The sequence below is a fragment of the Marinobacter halophilus genome (genome assembly GCF_003007685.1).
Taxonomy (GTDB): Bacteria; Pseudomonadota; Gammaproteobacteria; order Pseudomonadales; family Oleiphilaceae; genus Marinobacter; species Marinobacter halophilus.
Genome location: NZ_PXNN01000017.1, coordinates 552,726 through 575,682, shown reverse-complemented (window position 1 = coordinate 575,682; position 22,957 = coordinate 552,726). Strand labels below are relative to the sequence as shown.

At 58.1% G+C, this 22,957-nt stretch carries 20 protein-coding genes and 2 tRNA genes; 9 read left to right on the top strand and 13 right to left on the bottom strand.

Annotated elements, in window-relative coordinates:
• Window positions 1-151 precede the first annotated feature (151 nt).
• Window positions 152-1,075: an ROK family protein gene (locus C7H08_RS16545; protein ID WP_106673320.1), complete on the top strand. Its 924-nt coding sequence runs from the start codon at window positions 152-154 to the stop codon at window positions 1,073-1,075.
• On the opposite strand, the gene C7H08_RS16540 is transcribed toward C7H08_RS16545, so the two are convergent.
• Window positions 1,067-1,918: a protein NO VEIN domain-containing protein gene (locus C7H08_RS16540; protein ID WP_106673319.1), complete on the bottom strand. Its 852-nt coding sequence runs from the start codon at window positions 1,916-1,918 to the stop codon at window positions 1,067-1,069. The two genes, C7H08_RS16545 and C7H08_RS16540, sit on opposite strands and share 9 nt — an antisense overlap.
• Before the next feature lie 153 nt (window positions 1,919-2,071).
• Here C7H08_RS16540 and C7H08_RS16535 point away from each other — a divergent pair, with 153 nt between their 5' ends.
• Both C7H08_RS16535 and C7H08_RS16530 read left to right on the top strand, forming a co-directional pair.
• Entirely contained in the window at window positions 2,072-3,754 is a 1,683-nt protein-coding gene (locus tag C7H08_RS16535; protein ID WP_106673318.1) for a class I SAM-dependent methyltransferase, read from the top strand.
• Between the two features lie 88 nt (window positions 3,755-3,842).
• On the top strand, window positions 3,843-4,022 hold the full coding sequence (locus tag C7H08_RS16530; protein ID WP_106673317.1) for a hypothetical protein: 180 nt from the start codon (window positions 3,843-3,845) through the stop codon (window positions 4,020-4,022).
• Between the two features lie 185 nt (window positions 4,023-4,207).
• On the opposite strand, the gene C7H08_RS16525 is transcribed toward C7H08_RS16530, so the two are convergent.
• From C7H08_RS16525 to C7H08_RS16510, 4 genes are all read right to left on the bottom strand, one after another.
• Window positions 4,208-4,390, bottom strand: a complete 183-nt coding sequence (locus tag C7H08_RS16525; protein WP_106673316.1) for a hypothetical protein — start codon at window positions 4,388-4,390, stop codon at window positions 4,208-4,210.
• 166 nt (window positions 4,391-4,556) lie between these two features.
• Complete coding sequence (gene secD, locus C7H08_RS16520; protein ID WP_106673315.1) at window positions 4,557-6,863, bottom strand: protein translocase subunit SecD; 2,307 nt, start codon at window positions 6,861-6,863, stop codon at window positions 4,557-4,559.
• Between the two features lie 75 nt (window positions 6,864-6,938).
• A complete protein-coding gene (locus tag C7H08_RS16515; protein WP_106673314.1) occupies window positions 6,939-7,316 on the bottom strand; it encodes a hypothetical protein in 378 nt (125 codons plus the stop codon).
• A 116-nt stretch (window positions 7,317-7,432) separates the two neighbouring features.
• Entirely contained in the window at window positions 7,433-8,311 is an 879-nt protein-coding gene (locus C7H08_RS16510) for a fatty acid desaturase family protein (RefSeq protein WP_106673313.1), read from the bottom strand.
• A gap of 147 nt (window positions 8,312-8,458) precedes the next feature.
• Between C7H08_RS16510 and C7H08_RS16505 the strand changes: the two genes are divergently transcribed.
• A complete protein-coding gene (locus C7H08_RS16505; protein WP_106673312.1) occupies window positions 8,459-9,484 on the top strand; it encodes an AraC family transcriptional regulator in 1,026 nt (341 codons plus the stop codon).
• An 82-nt stretch (window positions 9,485-9,566) separates the two neighbouring features.
• On the opposite strand, the gene C7H08_RS16500 is transcribed toward C7H08_RS16505, so the two are convergent.
• The 3 genes from C7H08_RS16500 to C7H08_RS16490 all read right to left on the bottom strand — a co-directional run bounded on the left by C7H08_RS16500 (window position 9,567) and on the right by C7H08_RS16490 (window position 12,353).
• Window positions 9,567-10,739: a trans-sulfuration enzyme family protein gene (locus C7H08_RS16500; RefSeq protein ID WP_106673311.1), complete on the bottom strand. Its 1,173-nt coding sequence runs from the start codon at window positions 10,737-10,739 to the stop codon at window positions 9,567-9,569.
• A gap of 16 nt (window positions 10,740-10,755) precedes the next feature.
• A complete protein-coding gene (rnk, locus tag C7H08_RS16495) occupies window positions 10,756-11,142 on the bottom strand; it encodes a nucleoside diphosphate kinase regulator (RefSeq protein ID WP_106673310.1) in 387 nt (128 codons plus the stop codon).
• A 293-nt stretch (window positions 11,143-11,435) separates the two neighbouring features.
• Window positions 11,436-12,353: a zinc ABC transporter substrate-binding protein gene (locus C7H08_RS16490; protein ID WP_106673309.1), complete on the bottom strand. Its 918-nt coding sequence runs from the start codon at window positions 12,351-12,353 to the stop codon at window positions 11,436-11,438.
• A 145-nt stretch (window positions 12,354-12,498) separates the two neighbouring features.
• Between C7H08_RS16490 and gltX the strand changes: the two genes are divergently transcribed.
• The 3 genes from gltX to C7H08_RS16475 all read left to right on the top strand — a co-directional run bounded on the left by gltX (window position 12,499) and on the right by C7H08_RS16475 (window position 14,254).
• A complete protein-coding gene (gene gltX / locus C7H08_RS16485) occupies window positions 12,499-13,980 on the top strand; it encodes a glutamate--tRNA ligase (protein WP_106673308.1) in 1,482 nt (493 codons plus the stop codon).
• A 115-nt stretch (window positions 13,981-14,095) separates the two neighbouring features.
• A tRNA-Ala gene (locus C7H08_RS16480) sits at window positions 14,096-14,171 on the top strand.
• A gap of 7 nt (window positions 14,172-14,178) precedes the next feature.
• Window positions 14,179-14,254, top strand: a tRNA-Glu gene (locus tag C7H08_RS16475).
• 75 nt (window positions 14,255-14,329) lie between these two features.
• Here the strand turns inward: C7H08_RS16475 and C7H08_RS16470 are convergent.
• Window positions 14,330-15,184: a 6-pyruvoyl trahydropterin synthase family protein gene (locus tag C7H08_RS16470; protein WP_106673307.1), complete on the bottom strand. Its 855-nt coding sequence runs from the start codon at window positions 15,182-15,184 to the stop codon at window positions 14,330-14,332.
• A gap of 126 nt (window positions 15,185-15,310) precedes the next feature.
• On the opposite strand from C7H08_RS16470, the gene C7H08_RS16465 reads away from it, so the two are divergent.
• Window positions 15,311-15,898 carry a nucleotidyltransferase family protein gene (locus tag C7H08_RS16465; RefSeq protein ID WP_106673306.1) on the top strand — a complete coding sequence of 196 codons (588 nt, stop codon included), beginning with the start codon at window positions 15,311-15,313 and terminating at the stop codon, window positions 15,896-15,898.
• Here C7H08_RS16465 and C7H08_RS16460 read toward each other — a convergent pair.
• The 3 genes from C7H08_RS16460 to C7H08_RS16450 all read right to left on the bottom strand — a co-directional run bounded on the left by C7H08_RS16460 (window position 15,881) and on the right by C7H08_RS16450 (window position 18,937).
• Window positions 15,881-16,981 carry a response regulator gene (locus C7H08_RS16460; protein ID WP_106673305.1) on the bottom strand — a complete coding sequence of 367 codons (1,101 nt, stop codon included), beginning with the start codon at window positions 16,979-16,981 and terminating at the stop codon, window positions 15,881-15,883. The genes C7H08_RS16465 and C7H08_RS16460 overlap by 18 nt on opposite strands.
• Window positions 16,982-17,032: 51 nt before the next feature.
• The gene (locus C7H08_RS16455) at window positions 17,033-18,367 is read right to left on the bottom strand and encodes a PEGA domain-containing protein (RefSeq protein WP_106673304.1); all 1,335 of its coding nucleotides are present in this window, start codon (window positions 18,365-18,367) and stop codon (window positions 17,033-17,035) included.
• 114 nt (window positions 18,368-18,481) lie between these two features.
• Window positions 18,482-18,937, bottom strand: a complete 456-nt coding sequence (locus C7H08_RS16450) for a hypothetical protein (RefSeq protein WP_106673303.1) — start codon at window positions 18,935-18,937, stop codon at window positions 18,482-18,484.
• A gap of 100 nt (window positions 18,938-19,037) precedes the next feature.
• Between C7H08_RS16450 and C7H08_RS16445 the strand changes: the two genes are divergently transcribed.
• Complete coding sequence (locus C7H08_RS16445) at window positions 19,038-21,962, top strand: insulinase family protein (protein WP_106673302.1); 2,925 nt, start codon at window positions 19,038-19,040, stop codon at window positions 21,960-21,962.
• 46 nt (window positions 21,963-22,008) lie between these two features.
• On the opposite strand, the gene ppsR is transcribed toward C7H08_RS16445, so the two are convergent.
• Entirely contained in the window at window positions 22,009-22,824 is an 816-nt protein-coding gene (gene ppsR, locus C7H08_RS16440; protein WP_106673301.1) for a posphoenolpyruvate synthetase regulatory kinase/phosphorylase PpsR, read from the bottom strand.
• Between the last annotated feature and the right edge of the window lie 133 nt (window positions 22,825-22,957).

Here is a 22,957-nt window from a genome sequence, read left to right as displayed (position 1 = left end):
GGAACGGAGAAGTGATGCCGGCCAAGTGATTCATAACAAACGCATGAATGAACAGCAAGCCCGGTAAACCGATCAGTGTCGTTGCGCCTCGCTACGCTCTGCTTTAGCGTTGTCGGTGTGCACCCTTAACGACAATGCGAGCAAGGCACCCATGCACCAAAACTCGCTAATTGGCATAGACCTGGGCGGCACCAAAACCGAAGTCATCCTGCTGGACCGGCAATCCAACGAGCACTTCCGGAAACGGGTGCCAACCCCCGCTGGCGATTATCGGGCTACTCTGGACACCATACGGGCACTGGTACTGGCGGCCGAAGCACAGGCAGGCGCAACCGGCTTGCCCGTAGGCATCGGCATACCCGGTAGCGTCTCCGGCATCACCGGCCGCATCAAGAACGGTAACTCCACCTGGATAAACGGCCAGCCCATGCAGCAAGACCTGCGCGAACTGCTGCAACGGCCGGTCACCCTCACCAACGACGCCAATTGCCTGGCGCTCTCCGAAGCCACAGACGGCGCAGGGAAGAGCCACCAGGTAATCTTCGCCGCCATCCTGGGCACAGGCTGCGGCGCTGGCATCAGCGTGAATGGCCGGGTTGTCACCGGCCCGAACGGCGTTGCCAGCGAATGGGGCCACAACCCGTTGGCCTGGACCCCCCAAACCGAACTGGAACAGCGCCCCTGTTTCTGTGGCCGCCATGGCTGCAACGAAACCTTCCTGTCCGGCACCGGGCTGTCACTGACGCATAAGCTGCAGGCAGGCCAGGAACTGCCCGCCCGGGACATCGCCGCAAACGCTCGCAAAGGCGACCCAGTGGCAAACGAAACCATGAACCTGTACCTGGAGCATCTGACCCGAGGCCTGGCGGTGGTTATCAACGTACTGGACCCGGACGTTATTGTGCTGGGTGGTGGTATGAGTAACGTTGATCTGATCTACCGGGAGCTGCCGCCCAGGTTGGCGAAATACGTGTTTGGCGGTGAGTGTGGGACGCCGGTTGTGCGGGCGGTTCATGGGGATTCGAGTGGGGTGCGGGGGGCGGCTTGGTTGGCGAGGTCAATGGCCTCAACGTAACCTACAAATAAAGTTCACCGGATCCATTTGACAGTGATCGCTGATCGCTCCCGCCAAGGAAAATAGTTTCGGTGATTTTCGAAACTCAAATAGGCGGTAGATGTGGAACTGGTCTTGGAAATCCGCCGAAAATGATACCTCGTTGCGGGAAGCATAGAACGGAGTTTCTTTTGCAAAGGCGGTTGTTTTGACCTCGATGAAGCGTTCTTGACCGGACGTTTCGAACGACAAAATGTCGTAACCAAGACCGTCCCCTTTTGATTGCGCTACGTGTTCGATGCGATTGGCTAGGGTCCTTTCACCTGCCGACCTGAGTCGATATTCCTCGTATTCCAGAATCAGTAATTCTCCGGCACTGCCGAGCGCAGAATTACGGGCTTCTTGAGCGACATAATCTCGCTTCGAAGCCGCACGATTGGGGGAATACGGAGGATGCTCTTCTTGAATCGTAGTTGACGGCTTAGGGGTCTCAACCAAAAGAGTCGAAAACTCGACTCCAGTTGGAACAAATGCAGGCTGTTTGACAGCGGCTTGGGAGACGCGGTCAAAATCCGAGTGTGAATTGATCCAATCTTCAACATAAGTCGCAAGGGCTTCTTGGTAGTTACTTCGGGGCTTGTAACCGGGGATCCAGAAGCAATTGAGATCGCGTAGAACCGCACTGATATTCTGGTGTTTAAGCTCAACAGCAGCGTCGCTGCGACCGTTCAGTAGTTTCAGAAGCGCACGTCGGTGGGCGCTTTTGTTGTAACGCTGGCCAGCAAGTTCTAGGGTAAACATCTTCATGTAGTCGGCTACTGTCAGCGCAATTTCCGTATCGCTCCAATGATCTGCCCTGGCCATGATAACTACTCCACTGCTACGGCTATTCGAAGACGCTTACATCTTGTCTCAGTGCTAACGATATGACAAATAAAGTATTTGGTATTTTTTTGCTATGCTCGGGTGCAGTGCGCGTGGTTTCCATTACCTGATAGGACATAGAGTGTTTCGATAATGAGCGTAGCGTCCTACAACAAAAACGCCCAGCAATTCTTCACCCAATACCAGTCCCTGACCTTCGAGCAGGTCCACAGCCCCTGGCTGACCATGCTGGACACCAAGGCAGGCCTCGCGCTGGACGTTGGTGCCGGCAGCGGCAGGGATGCACTGGCTCTGGCAGAGCGAGGCTGGGACGTGGTGGCGGTGGAGCCGGCTTGTGAACTGCGCCGCCTGGGCGAAGCAGCAACGGCCCATCGAAGTATTCAGTGGCTGGAGGACTCGCTGCCGGATCTCAATGACATTCGTAAGCTCAGTTATCGCTTTGACCTGATTCTGGTGTCAGCCGTCTGGATGCATGTGCCACCCACGTCTCGGGCGAGGGCGTTCCGGATTCTGACGGAATTACTCGGGCCTTCCGGCCTGCTGGTCATTACCCTGCGCCACGGTCCGGGTGATGGTGAGCGCCAGTTCTATGAGGTCAGCAAGGCGGAGCTGGATGGTTTGGCCCGCCAGCGTGCGGTGATGCCGGTGCCCTTGCCGGATACACCCCGTGCCGATGAGTTGAGGCGGCCGGATGTGTGGTGGGAAACGGCGGTGTACCGGTTGCCCGATGACGGCACCGGGGCACTGCCAACCCTTCGGCATATCATTGTGAATGACAACAAATCCTCCACCTACAAGCTTGGACTGCTGCGCACGCTGGTGCGCATGGCGGACAGTGCGCCCGGGCTGGTTTTGAACCGGACGGATGAGTGGGTCGAGGTGCCGCTGGGTGCCGTCGGTTTGTTCTGGATCATGCTGTACCACCCGCTGGTGCTGAAACACCACCTGCGGCAGGCTCCGGGCGCTCGCGGGCTGGGCTTTGCGGGTGCGGATTTCTACGAGTTGGGCAAGTTGTCACCGCTGGATTTTCGGGTCGGGTTGTCGCTTTCGGCGGAGTTTGCTCCGGTGGTTATGCGGGCCATCAAACTGGCCGCCTCGAATATTCTCAAGAACCCGGCCCACTTCACCACCTGGCCTGGCACCCATCGCCAGATTTTTGAGGGTGGCACCAGCCGCTTAATCATCCGCAACGAGCCGGTGCGCCTGGATAAGGAAACGCTGGCTCGGTTCGGGCGATTCCGCGTTCCCGCCATGCTTTGGGATACGTTCAGCCGGTATGCCTGCTGGGTTGAGCCCGCCATAGTGAATGAGTGGATCAATCTGATGGGCAGCTGGGAGGCCCGTTATTCCTCGGAGATTTACCATCAGGCGCTGCAGTGGTCAGAGGGGCGCCGGGACACTTCGGTCGTCCGGAAACTGGTGGAGCAGCAGCTCACTAACGGGCCCGTGGAGTGTGTTTGGACCGCCAAAAACCTCTCTGCTACACGATACGACATTGATCACTGCTTTCCCTGGTCTCGCTGGAACAATAATGATCTATGGAATCTACTGCCGGCTTCCCACATTGCCAATGCGTCGAAATCTGAAAAACTACCGGCAGACTCCCTGTTGAAACAGGCCCGGCCCCGTGTGATCGAATGGTGGCAGCACGCGATCATCGGCACCGAGCGAGAGCACCAGTTCTTCTCGGAGGCGGAAGCGGCGCTGCCGTTGTTGGGTGACAGGCGCACGGTGGACGGTGTATTTGAAGGCATGCTGCAACAGCGTTTGCGGTTAAAGACCAACCTGCAGCTGGCGGAGTGGCTGGGCGTGTGACTAGTGTCCACCTTGCTTTCCCCAAAAACGTATATACAATGTAGATATCTTTCGGTTTTGAGATTCACTTTTTTCAGGAGTATCAGCGGTGTCCGATAAGCCAAAAAAGGTGAAGCTCAACAAGAAAGATAGCCAGCTGCTGATCCGCATCAGCAGCACCGAGCGCGAGCAGTTTATAGAGCTGTGTGAGCAGTTGGATACCAGCGCCGCTCGCGAAATCAGGCAGTTCATTCGGGGGTTTATCAAAAAACGTAAGCTCACGGACTAGCCGAGATAACGCCCAGGAGGCAGATTATGTCCAAGAAAACCGCGAAGAATCTCAAGAAGAAAATCAACGCACGCAAGGCCAAGATCGAAAAGCATGAGGGCAAGATCAAGTCGCTGAAGAAAAAGCTCAAAAAAGCGGCTTGATGCTGTGCCGGGCCGCCTCAGGGCGGCCCATTGAGGTCAGGGTTAGATCCCGCCACTATTCATGACTTCCTCCCGAATTGTCCCCTTCACACCTTCTTTATCCAAGCGCTCCAACACCACTGCCAGTGACTGCGCCAGTTTTTCGTGCCGGCGGTTGAGGTAGTGATAGTGCTTGAATTCCACGACAGGCTGGCGCAGCCCGAGTGCTTTGCGGCGCTGTTTCAATTGCTGATGGATTTTGCTGATACGCAGCCCATGGGCATCTTATAGGTTTCATATTTTAGTCAATGAATCACATTAGATGCTTTCCATCTGATTGCAACCAGAATGGGGTCAGACCCCAAGACATTTCACGGTCCGAAATGTCCGGGGGTCTGACCCCAGCGTTGGGTTAGGGGATCAGTTCCAGCTCTTTGCGCATCTGCTCGGAGGTTGGCTGGAGCTGGGGCAGGCCTTTTCGGGTTCTGCGCTCGCTCAGGTAGTACAGGATGGGCGAGGCGATGAACACTGAGGAGCTGGTGCCGATCACCACGCCGAACAGCATGGGCAGGGCGAAACTGGAAACCGCCGCGCCGCCGGCGATGGCCATGGGCAGCAGTACCAGGAAGGTGGTCACGGAGGTGAACACGGTGCGGGTGAGGGTGGATGAAATGCTCTGGTTGAGCAGGTCCAGCATGTGCATGTCCGGGTGCAGGCGCAGGTTTTCCCGTATGCGGTCAAACACCACCACTTTGTCGTTCACCGAGTAGCCGATCAACGCCAGCAGTGCGGCCACGGCGGTCAGGTTGAACTCGACCCCCACCAACGCGAAGAAGCCGATGGTTTTGGTCAGGTCCAGTGCGATGGTGAGGGTGGCGGCCAAGGCAAAGTGAGATTCAAATCGCAGCCACAGGAACGCCAGCATGCCCACGCCGGCCAGCAGTATGGCCAGGATGGTGGCATCGCTGAAGCCGCCACTGACTTTGGGGCCCACCAGGTCCACTTTCGGAAAGCTGGCGTCCGGCTGCAGGCTGAGGACGGCGGCTTTAAGAGCCTCTACTGGGTGGGCGGAGCCCTCTGTGGTGGCGGTCTCCACCGGCAGCCGGATCAGAAAGTTGCCTTCGCTGCCGAACTCCTGAATGGATGCTTCGCCCAGTTGTTGGCTATGCAGGGTAGCGCGCAGTGCGTCCACGGACACCGACGGTGCGCTGACTTCCACCAAAGTGCCGCCGGTGAAATCCACGCCGTAATCGAGGCCCGGCTGGATGAACAGCGCGATGGAGGCAACGGACAGCATCGCAGACAGCGCCAGCCCAATTACCCGGCCCTTCATGAAGTTGATGCCACGCTCGCTGAGCTTGTCCAGCCAGGCAAAGCCGGCAATGGCCAGGGGCTGGCGTTCACCGCCCTTGATCCACCACTCCATGATCAGACGGTTGAAGGCGACGGCGGTAAACAGCGAAGTCAGCAGGCCGATGCCGATGGTGACGGCGAAGCCGCGCACCGGGCCGCTGCCAAACATGAACAGCAGGCTGACAGCAATCAGGGTGGTGACGTTGGAGTCCAGAATTGTGCTGTAAGCCCGGCCGAAGCCTTCCTTTAGCGCCATCCAGGCGGGTTTGCCTTTACGGGATTCCTCCCGGATGCGTTCGTTGATCAGTATGTTGGCATCCACCGCCATGCCGATGGTGAGAATGATGCCGGCGATGCCAGGTAGGGTGAGGGTGGCGCCGAGCAGGCTGAGGATGCCAAAGACCAGGCCGACGTTGATGGCCAGGCCAAAGCAGGCAATGGCGCCCCAGCGGCCGTAAATGCCGATCATAAAGGCAATGACCAGCGCCGCGCCGAACAGACCGGTGCTTATGCCCAGGGCAATGGCGTCGCTGCCCAGATCCGGGCCCACGGTGCGCTCTTCAACCACGTGCAAGGGTGCGGGCAGGGCGCCGGCCCTGAGCATCAAGGCCAGATTGCTGGCGTCTTTGGTGGTGAAGGCGCCGCTGATTTCGCCGCTGCCGCCGGCGATGATGCCCCGGATCACCGGTGCCGTCAGCACCTCGTTATCCAGCACGATGGCCAGAGGGCGGCCGATGTTTTTGCGGGTCATGTCCCCGAACAGACGGGCACCTTCGGTATCCAGTTTGAAGGTGACCACGGGCTCCTTGGTGTCGGGGTTGAAGGCCAGCCGGGCATCACGGATGTGTTCGCCGGCCATGGCCACCTGTTTTTCCAGGATGTAGTCACCGGTGCCGTCGGCATCGGCCAGGGTGATGGTGGCGCTGCGATTGTCGCTGCCCGACTTGGCGACCCAATGGAAGGTCATCAGGGCGGTGGTGCCCAGCAGTTCGCGAATTTCGGCGGGGTCGGCCACGCCGGGCATCTGCACCAGGATGTGGTTTTTGCCCTGGCGGGTGATGCCGGGCTCAACCAGGCCGGTTTCGTCCAGGCGCCGGCGCACCACTTCCAGGCTGCGGTCAACGGCGTCTTTGATCAGCGCTTCTTCAGGTTGGTGCGGGTTGTTGGCCAGCAGTTCGCGGGTATCCACTTCCAGCAGCAGGTGCGAGCCGCCTTGCAGATCGAGCCCCAGCGCCAGGGTGTTTTGCTGGTACCAGTCAGGCAGAGTGTTGGCCAGTCGGGCCGGTAACAGATTAGGCAGTGCACTCAGCAAGCCGAGCACAATCACCAGGCCATAGACCATGGCCCGTGAACGTAATGATTTCATCGGTAATCCCTTTCAAACAGGTACGCTTTCAGAGCGGCCAGACAGGCCGATCCGCGTGTTGATCACGGCAGAGGATTACGCGATGGGCGGTGCCCGTAAGGGCGGCGTGGTGAAATCAGCGAGGGACGCTGCTTGCTCGGTGCGGTGGTCGGCAGCCGGGACCGCAGAGCGGGACTGCGACCAGAGCACAGCGTCAAGAAGCCGGGCCAGGTACTCCGGCGTATCGAGGAGGGGCTTGTCTTCCTCTAAGCCGGTTTCTGCCACCGCCAACGCCGGGTTGTGGCTGGCAACCACCAGATGGTCCAGGTGATTGACAACAACCTTGCCCGCCGGGCTCGGCTGGGCGTGCGCTTGGGTGATTGAACACAGAACAACCAGCGCAAACACAGCCACGGCGAAACCGGATACCATCTGGCGCCAGGGCGGTAACTGCGTTGCAAGGTTTCTGTTCATGGAAATGTTCCCGGGAGGTTTTAGCATTATTGGGGCAATGCCCCCGGGATTCAAGTTGGGGTCAGACCCCAAGACATTTCGCCTCTTCAAATGTCCTGGGGTCTGACCCCAAATTATTACTGCGGGCGGCGGTTGAAGATGCCGATGATGGGGGTGCCGTGGGCCCGAAGAACCGGTTCGATTTCGCGATGCAGGGCGTGGTAGCGGTAGAAGGGGACTCTGGGAAACAGGTGGTGGATTGAATGCAGATTCTGCCCGAGCCAGAACCACTCCAGCGGTTTCATGAAGGTGGGCATGATCAGGCTGTTGGTATTGCGGTAGCGCTTGGGCTCGTTGTACGGCAGGTGCGGCCGGTAGGCAAACCAGTAGGCGGTGAAGGCGCCGCCAATCAAATACCCCAAAAGCACAACCACTGCTGCTCCACTCTGGCTGACCATCGCCAGGAACACCACGCGCCAGCCAATGGATACCATCAGTTCAATGCTGTAGATGGCCCGCTCTTTGCGGCATGCGGCGCCCCAGTGATGTCGCGCGAAAAAGGTATTCTGCACCCACAGGAACCTGAGTACGGTCAGTAGGGCGCTGAAGGGCCCCTTGCTCATGCCACTGATAAGGAAGTCCGGGTCTTTATCCGGCTGGTTGGTGTAGCGGTGATGGGTGAAGTGCTCCAGCCGGTGAGATTGGTAGGGCACTGCAATTAGCGGCGCAACCAGATACCCACACAGATGGTTGAGCCAGGTTAGCTGGTCGTGTTCACCGTGGATATTGTTGTGAACGGCCTCATGCAGCGGGGTGTAGGAGAAATACGTCAGCGCGCCGATCAGCAGCGTGGCGGCCCAAACGGGTAACAGCCCGGCGGCGAAAAGTGCCAGCGCAAGCGCAAAAGAGCCCACCGTGACAAACGTCAGTGCCACTGTGGGCCAGGCTACCTTGCCCATGTGGCTTTTTGCCGCGGCGATGGCCTGTTTGTTCAGGGTGGTCAGGTCTTCTGTCATCGGGCTCTCCGGTTGGTTTGTACAATGCCCACAGTAAACGCCCCGCGCCAGTGCAGACAGGGCAGCTTCGGCCAATCAACAGGCATAAATGGCCTTGGCACTCTTTGCGCTTGTCGGGTTTGCGGTGGCGGAGCATACTCCCGGGCTATGTCTAACTCCGATACGCTTCTGCACCCCGTCACCATCAGCCAGGTCATGATCAACTTTGCCGCCCGGCAAGGTGTGGATCGCCAGACCTGTTTGCTGGGTACAGGGATCGCTGAAGAGGATATGCAAGCCGCAGATGGCCTGATTACCCGCGCCCAGGAAATGCGGCTGATCGAGAACCTCATTCTGGCGCTGCCAGACTTGCCCGCCCTAGGGTTCCGGATTGGCCTGCAGTATAACGTGGCGACCTTCGGTATCTGGGGCTTTGCTTTGCGCACCAGCCGAACCTTGCGGGATGCCACCGCATTGGCCCTGCGGTACCTGCCGCTAAGCACCGCCTATTGCAAGATGCACACCTTCGTGGAGGGTGATGGCTTCGGCGTTGCGTTTGATGCTCACGATGTTCCCCGGCATTTACGCCAATTTCTGCTCGAGCGAGATCTGGCCACTGGGCTGAATCTGTTCAAAGAGCTTAGCCTGGCAGGGTTTGATGTGCAGGCGATCGAACTGAAAGGCGAGCCTCTGGTCTATGCCTCCTGCCTTGAGGAGCTGAGCGGTGTGGGTTTGACGTTTCACAAGCCGCGCAATGCATTGGTTATCCGGCGGGCAGATGCCGATCGTCCACTACCCACCTTCGACCCGTACCTGGTGCAGGTGCTGGACCATCAATGTCGTCAACAACTTGAGCGGCGGCAGTCTGGAGGCTTTGCCGGACAGGTACGGCAGCAGTTACTCGGGCCATTGGGGCTGGTGGCATCGCTGGATGAGGTGGCAAGGACATTAGCGGTGTCTCCCCGCAGTTTGCGGCGAAAGCTGGACCAGGAGGGCACCAGCTTTCGCAAGCTGTTGGAAGAAGAGCGCAGTCAACTGGCGTTGCAGCTGCTGAAGAACAGCTCCATGAAGTTGGACGAACTCGCCATTCACCTTGGCTACACAGACACCGCCAGCTTTACCCGAGCCTTCCGCCGCTGGATGAACTGCTCCCCCGGCGAATACCGCAAAGCCACCCCAAGAACGCCGGACTAAACCCATTTTTGGGGTCCATTTTTGGGGTCAGACCCCAAGACATTTCACTCCTCCAAATGTCCTGGGGTCTGACCCTAAAAGGTTATTTCAGGGCCTGGTGTAGGTCGGCGATTAAATCCTGGGCGTCTTCCAGGCCGACGGAGAGGCGCAGCATGCCGTCGCCGATGCCGCGTTGCAGGCGTTCTTCGCGGCTGAGGGCGTGGTGGCTGGTGGCGCTGGGTTGGCTGACCAGGCTTTCGACGCCGCCCAGGCTGGTGGCCAGCAGGAACACCTTCAGGTTGTCCGCCACACTGGCCGCGGCTTGCTGGCCGCCTTCTACTTCGATGCTGAGCATGCCGCCAAAGCCGGTCATCTGCTGGCTGGCCAGTTTGTGGTCGGCAAAAGAGGGCAGGCCCGGGTAGTGGACTTTGAGTACCTTCGGGTGCTGTTCCATGGCCCGGGCGACCGCCAGGGCATTGTCGTTATGCTGGCGAATCCTGACCTGCAGGGTGCGCAGGCTGCGCGAGAGCAGGGCGGCGGTTTCCGGGGCGATCAGTTGGCCCAGGTTCTTGCGCCAACTGGCCACCGTGGTGGCGAGTTCGGTCGAAGTCATCAACGCACCGGCAGTCAGATCGCTGTGGCCGCCCAGGTATTTGGTGGCGCTGTGCAGCACCAGATCGGCGCCGAGCTCGAGCGGCTTCTGATTGATCGGGCTGGCAAAGGTGTTGTCCACAGCCACCAGGGCGCCCTGCCGGTGGGCGGTGGCGGCGATGGCCTGAAGGTCCAGAATCGCCAGGTTCGGGTTGGCCGGGGTTTCAAAATAAACCAGTTTGCCGGGCCGATCGAGTTCGGCTTCCAGCTGCGCCAGTTCTTCTTTGAACAGAAAGCGCACCGGTATGCCCAAAGTCTGGCAGTGGTTGATCAGGAGCTCCTGAGTGCCACCGTAAAGGTCGCCCACGCAGACAATGCCGTTGCGGCCATGGGCCAGCAGGGTGGCAGAGATGGCCGCCATACCAGAAGCAAAGGCCAGCGCGGCCTCGGCATTCTCAAGCCGGGCCAGGCCCATTTCCAGTTCCTGTATGGTCGGGTTGGTGCCCCAACGGGTGTACAGGTTGCCCTGGGTGCGGCCCTCGATCACATCCAGCAACGCCTCGGTGTTTTCAAACCGGTAGGTGGTGGTGTTGTAAACCGGTGAGTAGGGGCTGCCAAACGGATCTTTGTGGCGGCGATTGTGAATGATGCCGGTGGCCGGGCCTTGCTTGGCGGAGTCGCTCATGGGGCTTCCTGTCGGGTTAGGCTTTACGGGTGACGCTGACCACCTTCAGGTGAATCGGTTTACGGCCCTTCATCGGCCATTCAATGCTGTCGCCGATGCTCAGGCCCAGCATCGCGGCACCGGCTGGGGCCAGGATGGAGACCTTGTGATCGGAGTCGCCCACTTCATGCGGGTACACCAACATCATCTCATGTTCTTTGTTGGCGTCTTCGTCCAGAAAACGGATAACCGAGTTCATGGTCACCACGCCCTCGGGCATTTCGCTCAGGGGCTTGAGGTCTGCGCGGCTGAGCTCTTCTTCCAGACCATCGGCGACCTCAGATTTGCCGGCCATGCGCTCAAGCAGTGTGCTCAGGCGGTTGTAGTCTTCTTCTGCAACGGTAATTGAAGGTAATTCAGCCATAGGAATCTCCGGGTAAGTCTTTAAGAAGGGGGTTGGTTTAAGCGCTGAATCCGGAAAGGTTTAAGGAGGATTCAGCGGAATAAAAGGCAGATAGCAGCCCTGCCGGTGCTTCTGGAAGAAGACCGCAGTGCCAGAGAAGAGGTGTGAGTGCCTGAATTCGTGTTATTCACGCTGAGTTCATCACGAGGAAATAGATCATTAACCGGAATCTACCCCCTGTGCCTGAAAAGAGCAACGTGCATTTCGGGCCCGGCCGGTTTATACGGATGGCCGGGCCCGGTAGCGGTAAGGGATTACTCTGGCAGGCAGTTGGCGACGGCGTCGGCAATACTGCGCTGGAAGCTGATGTAGCCCTGGGCATTGCTTTCAATGTCGGTGGCCAGCGGATCCCAGGTGCTGAATGTCACGTTCAGTCCTTCCGTAATCGAGCGCCACCACTGCCGGTCGAACTGCGGCTCGGTGAGCAGGCACGGCTGGTTGGCCTGCTGCAGTTTTTGTTGTACCTCGGCGATGTGGCGGGCACCGGGCGACAGCTCGGGGTTGAGTGTGAGTACCCCGTCCAGCTTCAGGCCATAGTGCTCGGCAAACTGCTCGAAGGCGTTGTGATAGGCAAACAGGCTGATGTCGCTGGCTGCAGCAAGACGGCCCCGGATGGTTTGCTCGGTGCTGGTCAGCTCTGCCTCAAAACGGGCCAGGTTGGCATCCAGTTCGGTCTTGTCCACCGCATCCAGCGTCAGCAGGCGGGCGTGGATGTCCCGTGCCATTTGCAGCGCAAGGCCGGGGTCTACCCAGATGTGGGGGTCATCGCCGTCACCATGATCGTGGTGGTCGTGGTGGTCGTGGTGGTCGTGATCTGAGTGATGACCGTGTTCATCGTCATCCTGAGTGTCCGGAACCTCGGTAAAGGCGAACGAGCGGTCGGCAAATTCTTTACTGGTGAGCAGGCGGTTCAGAAAGGTTTCCATTTTCGGCCCGACCCAGAAAATCACATCGGCCTGTTCCAGCGCCCGGCGTTGTGATGGCTTCATGGTGTAATTGTGTGGGCTTGAACCGGGTGGCACCAGAGTCGATACGTTGGTGTTATCGCCGGCAACGGCTTTAACCAACAGCTCTACAGGCTTGATGGAAGCGACGATATTAGCGGCGGAAACCGGAGTTGTTGCGACAAAAGCACTCAGCCCGAGGGCCAGGGCGGCGGTTCTGATTTGCATGATGACGGTGGGTCCTGGATAGCTTGATGAAACGTTATAATATTACATAATTGCCCGCATGTGCAAAACCGGGTCATGCGAAATCAAGTGATGACCGCTATAATGCGCCCCTTATAAATTGGCCACTTATTTTCAGGATGGTTTCATGACTGTACGTACCCGAATTGCCCCGTCGCCCACTGGCGACCCACACGTTGGTACCGCCTACGTGGCCCTGTTCAATCTGTGCTTTGCTCGTCAACACGGTGGCCAGTTCATATTGCGCATTGAAGACACCGATCAGGCTCGTAGCACCGCAGAGTCCGAGCAAGACATTCTCAAGGCGCTGCGCTGGCTGGGCCTGAACTGGGACGAAGGCCCTGATGTCGGTGGCCCTCATGGCCCGTATCGCCAGTCTGAGCGCAAGCACATGTACGCCCAGTACGCCGAAAATCTGGTCACCGCCGGCCACGCTTTCTACTGCTTCCGCACCCCGGAAGAGCTGGACGCCATTCGTAAAGAGCGCAAGGCTGCGGGCCTGAACCCGGGCATCAAGGGCAATCTGGAGCTGTCTCAGGACGACGTGAAGCGTCGCCTGGAGGCAGGTGAGTCCTATGTTATCCGGATGAAAGTGCCGGATGAAGGCGTGTGCGAAATTCAGGACATGCTGCGTGGCACCATTGAAATCGACTGGGCCCAGGTGGATTGTCAGATTCTTCTGAAATCCGACGGCATGCCAACCTATCACCTGGCCAATGTGGTGGATGATCATCTGATGGAGATCACCCACGTGCTGCGGGGCGAGGAGTGGATCAACTCGGCGCCCAAGCACAAGCTGTTGTACCAATACTTCGGCTGGGACATGCCCGAGCTGTGCCACCTGCCGCTGCTGCGCAACCCGGACAAGAGCAAACTGTCCAAGCGCAAGAACCCCACCAGCATCAACTTCTACGAGCGCATGGGCTTTTTGCCGGAAGCGGTGACCAACTATCTGGGCCGTATGGGCTGGTCCATGCCGGACGAACGGGAAAAGTTCACCCTGGATGAGATGATCGAGAACTTCGACATCCAGCGCGTTTCCCTGGGTGGGCCGGTATTTGATGTGGAAAAACTGCGCTGGCTGAACGGTCAGTGGATCCGTGATGAGCTGAGCGATGAGCAGTTCATGGCCCGCATGCACCAGTGGTGGTTCAATGAGGACGCGCTGAAGGCTCTGGTGCCGCACATCAAGGGCAGGGCCGAGGTGTTCTCTGACGTGGCACCGATGGCCCAGTTCATGTTCTCCGGCATGCTGAACCTGACGCCGGAAGCCTTCGCTCACAACAAGCTGGACGAAAATCAGATCCGGCGGGTGCTGCAGTTCACCCTGTGGAAACTGGAAGCCCAGCGCCACTGGAGCAAGGACACCATCTTCGCCGACATCAAGGCCCTGGCCAAAGCCATGGATCTGAAAATGGGCGATTTCATGTTTTCGATCTTTGTGGCGATTGCCGGTACCCCGAACTCCTGGTCGGTGATGGACTCCATGGCACTGCTGGGGCCGGATATGACTCGCGCCCGTTTGCGTCATGCCCTGGACGTGATGGGCGGGTTCTCCAAGAAAGAAACCAAGAAGGTTGAGAAAGAATTCTCTGCGTTGGATATTTAGTAAACGCTTTGTTTGTTTATTGAACGGCAGAAACAGGGATGTTCAAAAAACTTTAAAAAATGCGCGGGCAGGTGTTGACGCCCCGGGGGCGGATCCTTAATATACGCATCCGTTGGGGGCCATAGCTCAGCTGGGAGAGCGCAACACTGGCAGTGTTGAGGTCAGCGGTTCGATCCCGCTTGGCTCCACCAATTTCTAGTCCCCTTCGTCTAGTGGCCTAGGACTCCGCCCTTTCACGGCGGCAACAGGGGTTCGAACCCCCTAGGGGACGCCAATACGGCTTGACGGTTTAGTCCACCGGATAGCCATCAAAAAAACCGCCTTCGGGCGGTTTTTTTGTGTTTAAGGGTCAGACCCTTGCTGCAATAGCCCCTTTGCCCACGCCCTCATACGCCTTCACTCGAATCTCGTCTTCTGGAAACTCTGCTTTCAGCTCGTCGGCAATATGCGCGGCGATCAGCTCTACGGTGGTGTCGGTTGCCAGCATGTACACTCGGCTTTCGGGCAGGGTCAGGGCGAATTCGCCCTGGTTGGCTTCGTATTCGAAGGTGATGTAGGCAAAGCCGTCTTCGCCCACGTAGCGGCGGGTTACGTCTTCTTCCGTGCCCACATAGATATCCTGCCACAGTTTGGCCCAGCGGCGCTCCAGGTCGTAATCCCGGTGGCCGTTGCGGTCGATGCGGATGGGGGAGCGATGACCGTGGGCGATGCGCTGGCAGTTACCCAGGTGTTTTTTCAGGCCATGCACGTAGTGGTAGTAGGCGCCTTCAATGACGTCTTCGCGCAGGCTGATCTCCACGGTGGTAACGTTAGCCGGCAGAACCGCTTTCAGTTCTTTTTCCAGCAGGGCCGCCACAGCAGAGGGCAGTACCCGGTCTGACGACAGCCAGACCACGGCCTCATCCGGGGAGCGGTGCTCTATGCGACCACCGCCGGCCAGATCCCAAAGGAAGGTGTCTGGCGTTTCTTCGTTCCAGTGCAGGCCCTGGTAGCCGCGGGGAATGACGAGCCGGTGATCCACGCGCTCGTCGATCACCCGTTTGATGGTGCGTTTTACCAGGCTGAAATCGAACACCATGCCCTGATCATCCAGCTCGCCGCCCAGGACCACGTCGGCAATCCAGCTTTCACCGACAAGGCCCCGGGATGGGTCCAGATAGGCAAAGTCAATCACAGTCAGGTTGTCGACAAAAAGGTGGTTCATGAAAGGTCCGGCTGATTTGGTTGCATGATGGCGGAATTCTAGCAAAAATCGCGTGATTCAGCAGTCTACTGCGGTTATCCGCAAAAAGGAGTCGGCATCTTAACCAGCGACAGGTCTTCCCTCGATATGCAGTTTCCGGCACTGGTGCTGGCGGCAGGCGGTGCGTCCCGGATGGGACGGCGCAAGCAGCTACTGGTTCTACCGGGGCGGGGGACGCTGCTGGCTAACGCGATCACTCAGGCCCGGGTCTTGTCCCGGCAGGTTCATGTGGTGGTGGGCTGCGGTTATCCCCTGATTCGCTACCGCTGCCACCGGCAGCCCTCAGGCTGGATCTATCACCCGGACTGGCAGCTGGGGTTGTCCGGGTCGCTGACGGCGGGTATCAAAGCGCTGGGCCCTCGGGCGCTGGGGGTGTTTGTGGTGCTGGGGGATCAACCGCTGCTGGATAAAACAGCTCTGGCGGAGCTTGCCCGGCAAGCCAAAGCTCAGCCCGGCGTGGCCTGGGCGGCGAATTACGGGCAGCGGGTGGGGGTGCCCGCCTGGATCCCCAGAATACTCTGGCCTGCCGTCACGGCGCTGGCCGGAGATGCTGGCGCCGGCATTGTCTTGAACCGGATCGGTGCTCGCCCGGTTGATGTGCCGGGGGTACAACAGGACGTTGATACCCCGCAAGACTGGCAATCCGTCAGGCAACGGTTAACCGACCAGTCCTGACAACCAGGCAATGCCAACGCTGAAGATGCCCAGGCTGATGGCCAGTCCCAGCGTATACAGGCGGGAATTGGCTGAGCGTTGCTGGGATACGTACAGATCTATTGTCCGGTGGGCAATATCTTCGGCGGTTTCGCGGGAAATGTCGTGCGCTTGCTGGATCGCCTCTGATTGCAGGGTTTGCCAGAACTCGGTATCGATGGTTTGCACACTGGTGATGTGGTCTTTCAGTTCTGCCATATGTTCGGCGGTAAAGCCGGCATTTTTAGACAGGTCTTTTTTGAGAGACGCCAGTTCCCGCCCCAGATTCAGATTCACTTCGGCCGCCACGTCGTCCCGGAGATTGCGGGTGCGATCGTCCAGCAGCTTGCTGAACGCATTAAGGCGATCGTCGATGGCGCCATCCTGTTTGCTGCGATTTTCGTCCAATGCCCGCTTAAGGTGATCAAATTGTTCGTCGAACAGTGAGCTGAGCAGTTCGTGCAGCCGGTTGTTGATGTGGGTTTTCACCGCAGAGCGGGCGATCTGTTCGATCAGGTCGCTGGTCAGTGGCACCACATTTGGCGAGCTGTGACCATTCAGGCCATGTTCGATCTTGGGTGACATTTCAACCGAGGCGTCTTCAGGAATGTTCAGGAAGTCATCTTTAAAAAATTGCGCTTCGGTGTTTTCCGCTGCGGGCGCAAAAGCCTCCGGAAGGGTTCCCTGTGCCACATCATTGGCCAGTTGATCGAGTACCAAGCCAAGTCCGTCGGTATGCGGGGGCTTGGTCAGGATGTTGTACACCCCAAAATTTCTCGCCTCTTCCGTGAAAGACGAGGATTTTTTCGAGGTACACATGATAATGGGGATGCCCGACGTTTCCGGGTTGCCTTTGATGGCTTTCGTCGCCTCGACACCATTCATGCCGGGCATCAGATGATCCATAAAAATCACATCCGGGCGATCATGACTTTTCAGGAAGTCCAGCGCTTCCTCGGCTGAGCCCGCCATGTTCACTTCCATGTTCCGACCCTCAAGCAGTTTGCTCAGTGCAAATCGTGCTACTTTCGAGTCGTCCACCAGCAGAGCATTTTTGATTGCCATGTCACTACCTCAACCTGTTACTGCAAACGCGTGGTTACTGAGACCGGGTTGTTACCAGCCTTCCAGTTGCGGGCATTGGGTTGCCCTATAGCTCTTGTCCCGATAACACACACCGGGTTCGGTGGTGCGTGCGGTAAACACTTCGCCCGCGGCCGTGGTCAGGCGAACCTGTCCGTAGGGCTCGCCATACCGGAACGTCGCCTCGATGGAGCTGCCGTTGGGGTTGCGCAGCAGGCCATTGCCATGGAACCGGCCTTCCATGTATTGACCATCGTACTTTTTACCGTCGGCGAAAATTTCAGAGCCTTTGCCATGAAATTCGCCGTTAGAGAACTCGCCCTGATAAGAGCGGCCATCGGGATAGGTAAGCGCACCCTGGCCGTGGAAGTCGTCGTTGCGAAAGCCCCCGACATAGAGCATGCCATTGGCGGTTGTCAGTGAGCCATGGCCGTTCATGCGGCCACGCACCCAATTGCCGGTCAATATGTCGCCTTTGTCGAGGGTCAGTGTGCCTTTGCCGTGAAAATCGTCGTTCTCGAACTGGCCTGTGTAACCGTCGCCGTCGGCACTGCGCCACTGGCCTTCACCATCACGCTTGCCGTTAGCCCAGTCGCCATCATAGCGGCTACCATCCGGGTACCATGCGGTACCTGTGCCGTGAAACTCACCGTCTACGAAGTGACCCTCGTATCGCAGGCCTGAAGTGTCTTGCCAGCTGCCGTCGCCGGTGGTGACTCCGCCAAGCCACTCGCCGTTACGATAGTTGACGGTGGTGGAGGCTTCCAGGCGGCCCACCAGCGTGAGCTGCTGACCGGCGCTCAGGGCAACGGAATTGCTCCATGCCTGATAACCGGGCTTCTCGATAACCACGTCATAGCGGCCGGGGTCCAGTTGCAGATCCAGCCGGGTGGCGCCATAGGCCTTACCGTTGATACTCACCATGTCGCCGACCACGTTGGAGCGTAGCACCAGGGTGCCCGTAGTGGCCGGTGGCGGCTCAGATGCTGTGGCAAGCGCGTCAGCTCGTGGCAGCATGGCGGGTTCGGCGACGGCGAGCAGTTCTGGCTCTTCCGGCATCGGCGGCACCGTGAATCGTTCTGCGGTCAGGGCGGCTGGTATTTCTGCGGCAAACGGCTCCGGAGTATTGGTTGGCTTCTCGTTCACAATAGGGTCCGGCGCTGGTGTCGCCACGACCAATTCCTCGGGCTCCTCTGCCACTTCTTTGGATTTGCCAGCAGAACCGAGTGCCGTTGCTGAGGCAATCGTGTCGGTCAGTGCCGGGGCAGTCAGCTCGGTCATATCCTTCTGGACCGAAGCAAAGCCTGCGGTCACCAGAAGCATTAATGCGAGGGCGTTGACGAACAGTAGTGGTCTGAAATCGACCATGATGAAACCTCTTGATCCAAACCTTCCGGATGCTTTCTTATGATTTCATCTTACCCACTGTCTGCAACGTTATGTAACAGAAAGTGTCTGAACTTGACGAGAATGCTGGCCAAATCACACTTTATCCGGAAGCTGGTCATGGTTGAGCTGCTCCCAGGACTTCATGTAAACATCGGCTTCGTATTGATAGGGCGATCGGAATGGTGTCAGCACAAAATCGAATACCAGAAAGAACGAGCCGATCGACAGCCAGGCAATGACCAGGGTGCTGATGGTGGTGGCTTGTTGTTCAGGGTTCGAGTTGACAAAATTCTGGAGTACCGGAATCAAGTCTGACGCCATCACCACCGGGTTGAAGCTGGCCAGTACAAAGGGCAGCCAGAAGGCGATAAACACCGGGAAGAATCCGTAGGACCAGAGCAGCCGGCGGAGCAGGTAAACGGCAACTTCTCGCCAGAACCGCTGTCTTATTTCGGGCACTTTGCGAACGCGTTCCAGATACTGGCGGCGTTCGGCCCACCAGGCGGCGACTTCCGGTGCGTCGATATGCTTCGGGGTTCGGTCTGTCATAAGTCGGCAGGCTACCTTGTTGAATCCGTTCGGTGCATCATATCCGATACTACGTGTTACTCTGTAATTCTCCAATTGTTCAATACAAAGGAACGCATTCATGGCTGCAGTTACCGACAACGCAATTCATCCAGCTTTCGAGAAACTTCGCAGTCACCGGATCAGCACCCTTAACGTTGAGGTTGAGGAGTATCGCCATAAGAAGACCGGTGCCCGCCATCTGCACCTGGCCGCGGATAACGACGAGAACGTTTTTTTCGTCGCCCTGCGCACCTTCCCCATGGATTCCACAGGGGTGGCTCATATTCTGGAGCATACCGCGCTGTGCGGTAGTGAGCGCTATCCGGTTCGCGATCCGTTTTTCATGATGATCCAGCGTTCCCTGAACACTTTCATGAACGCCTTCACCAGCAGCGACTGGACCGCTTACCCGTTTGCCAGCATGAACCGCAAGGATTTCGACAATCTTCTGTCGGTTTACCTGGATTCGGTATTTTTCTCCAAGCTGGATCCGCTGGATTTTGCTCAGGAAGGTCATCGGCTGGAATTTGATAAGCCGGACGACCCCTCCAGTGACCTAGTGTACAAAGGCGTGGTTTATAACGAGATGAAAGGGGCCATGAGTGCGCCCACGTCTCAGCTATGGCAAAGCCTGACCAGCCACCTGTTCCCGACCACCACCTACCACTACAACAGCGGTGGCGAGCCGGACCATATTGTTGATCTGAGTTATGACGACCTGGTGAAGTTTTACCGGCACCATTACCACCCGAGCAACGCGATTTTTGCCACTTACGGCAACATTCCGGCCCATGAACACCACGAGAAGTTCGAAGAACTGGCCCTCAAGCGTTTTGAGCACTTGCACGTCGAGCTTCCGGTGCATGATGAAAAGCGGATGTTTGCCCCGCTGCGAGTGGAGCAGGGTTATGCGGTAAGTGAAGGTGAGGGCACGGAGAACAAGACTCACATTGTGACCGGTTGGTTGTTGGGCCACAGCTTTGACTTGCAGGAAAACCTGGAAGGTCAGCTGTTGTCTGCCGTATTGCTTGAAAACAGTGCTTCTCCGCTGATGCGGGCGCTGGAAACCACAGACATTGGCCATTCCCCGTCACCCATGTGCGGCCTGGAAGACTCTAACCGGGAAATGACCTTTGTGTGTGGCATCGAGGGCAGCGAGCCGGAACGCCGGGCAGATCTGGAAGCCTTGATCGAATCCACCCTTGAGAAAGTGGTGGAGGAAGGTGTCAGTCAGGACCGGCTGGAAGCGATTCTGCACCAACTGGAGCTGCATCAGCGGGAGATCGCCGGTGATCAGTTCCCTTATGGTCTACAGCTGATCATGAGTGCCATCGCACCGATGGTTCACGGCGGTGATCCGGTGGAATTGCTGGATCTCGAGCCTGTGCTGGCGACCCTGCGTGAGAAAATCAAAGACCCGGATTACGTGCCCGGGCTAATCCGTCGCCGCCTACTGGATAACCCGCACCGGGTAACCTTGACCCTGCGCCCGGATGAAAAGCTGGAGGGCCATCACCAGCAGGCGGTCCGGGAAGCGCTTGCCCGTCGCAAGGCCAGCCTGACCGAAGCGGAAGTAGCCGCCATTGTTGAGCGGGCGCAAGCGCTAGAAGCGCGCCAGTTGCGCAAGGACGACGACTCCATTTTGCCGAAAGTGGGTCTGGAAGATGTGCCCCTGCAGATGCCGGAGCCGGAAGGCAGCTATGACGCCGAAACCGGGGCAACCGTGTACTCCCGTGGTACCAACGGCCTGGTGTATCAGCAAGTGGTGTTGCCGGTCCCGAACTTGACGAATGACGAATTATTGCTGTTGCCTTACTACACCACGCTGATCTCTGAGGTTGGTTGTGGCGAGCTGGATTATCTGCAGATGCAAGATCGCATTTCGGCCGAATCCGGCGGTATTGGCGCCTCATTCACGGCCAAGGGCCGCATTGACGATGTGCAGGACCTGTCGGGTTACCTGATCTTCAGTGGTAAGGCCCTGTCACGCAACAGTAAAGAGCTGACGCAGCTATTGAAAGATGTATATACCGGCGTTCGTTTTGACGAAAAAGAGCGCATCCGGGAAATCATTGCCCAGATTCGCGCCCGGCGTGAGCAGGCCATAACCGGCAGTGGTCATGGTCTTGCCATGGGTGCTGCGGCCCAAGGCTTGAGCGTCGGGTCCTGGCTGTCGTTTCGCCTTGGCGGGCTGGCGGGCATTCGCGGCACCAAAGAGCTGGATAAATCGCTGAAAGATGAGAAGACACTGGAAGACTTCTGCGCCAGTCTTGCGGCGTTGCATAACAAGATCCGCAATCAAAACCGGCAATTCCTGCTGATCGGGGAAGATGGTCAGTTGGCACCCATGCTCGATGACCTGAAATCCTGCTGGCAGGGCGACGTGGGTGAGTCCGGCGAGGCCTGGTCTATGGCGCCGATTGGCTATAGCACCCATGAAGCCTGGCTGACCTCCACCCAGGTGAACTTCTGCGCCAAGGCTTACGGCACGGTTGCCGTGGATCATCCGGATGCGGCGGCGCTGACGGTGCTGGGTGGCTTCCTGCGCAACGGCTATCTGCACCGGGCCATTCGCGAAAAAGGTGGCGCCTACGGCGGTGGGGCCGGGCAAGACAGCGTGAACGGTGTGTTCCGGTTTTTCTCCTATCGGGATCCAAGGCTGGCGGAAACGCTGGATGATTTCGATGCAGCTCTGGACTGGCTGCGCACCGAAAGCCACGAAGCGCAGTCTCTCGAAGAGGCGATTCTGGGTGTGATCGGTCAGCTGGACCGGCCCCGTTCGCCGGCCGGCGCTGCCCGCCATGCGTTTCACAACCAGCTGTTTGGCCGGTCTGCGGAACAGCGGGCCCGGTTCAGGGAGCGCGTGCTGGCGGTCACCATTGACGAGATGAAGCGTGTGGCAGACGCTTGGCTGGTACCTGAGAAAGCCAGTGTGGCCGTGGTCACCAGCCCGGACAACCGCGCTGTGGTGGAAGGTCTGGGTCTGGGCATTCAGGAAATCTGATTCCTGGATGCCCCCCGGCCGTCTGCGGCGGATCAGTCGCAGACGGCTAGCGCTGTCGCTTAAGCCCCGTCGCTACGATAATGCGCGTGGATATTTCTTCTACCGAAGAGGCGGTGGTGTTCATGTATGGAATGCGTTCTCTTCTATACATTAATTCAATTTCCTCCACCTCATGCATGCACTGCTGGATCGAGGAGTAGCGAGAATTTGGCCGTCGTTCATTGCGAATAGTGGCCAGACGCTCGGGCTCGATAGTCAGACCGAAAATCTTCTCTTTATGCGGGCGCAGTGCGGCGGGCAGCTTCTGGTCGTCCAGATCTTCTTCGGTGATCGGGTAGTTGGCTGCCTTGATGCCGTATTGCAGGGCCAGGTAGAGGCACGTTGGTGTCTTGCCGCTGCGCGATGCGCCAACCAGGATCAGATCGGCCTCGCTGTAGTGCCGGGTGCGGGCTCCATCATCGTTATCCAGAGCAAAGTTGACCGCGTGAATCCTGCGCTCGTAACTGCCCTCGTTGTTGATTGCGTGGGACTTGCCTACCGTATAGGAAGACGACGAGTTGAGCTCCTGCTCCAGCGGACTCAGGAAAGTACCAAAGATATCGATCATAAAGCCGTCAGCAGTACTGATGATGTCGCGGACGCTGCTGTTGACGATGGTGTCGAATACCAACGGTTGGGTGCCGTCCACCTCAGTCGCCTTGTTAATGCGTTTGACCAGGGTGTGGGCTTTTTCTTCATCGTCGATGTAGGGCACAGTGATCCGCTCAAATTCAATTTTTTCAAACTGTGCGAGCAGAGCATGGCCGAGTGCCTCGGCGGTCAGGCCGGTGCCGTCAGAGATAAAAAACGCAGTTCTTTTCATGATTTGATCCGGTCCGGTTTTTGGCGAGTCCCTAGGTAATTCCCGCAGCTTACAGTATCATACACGCCATATTCGAGACTCTGCGCCATTAAGAATCAAGGGAGACAGGCTTTGGAAGATTACATCATCTGGT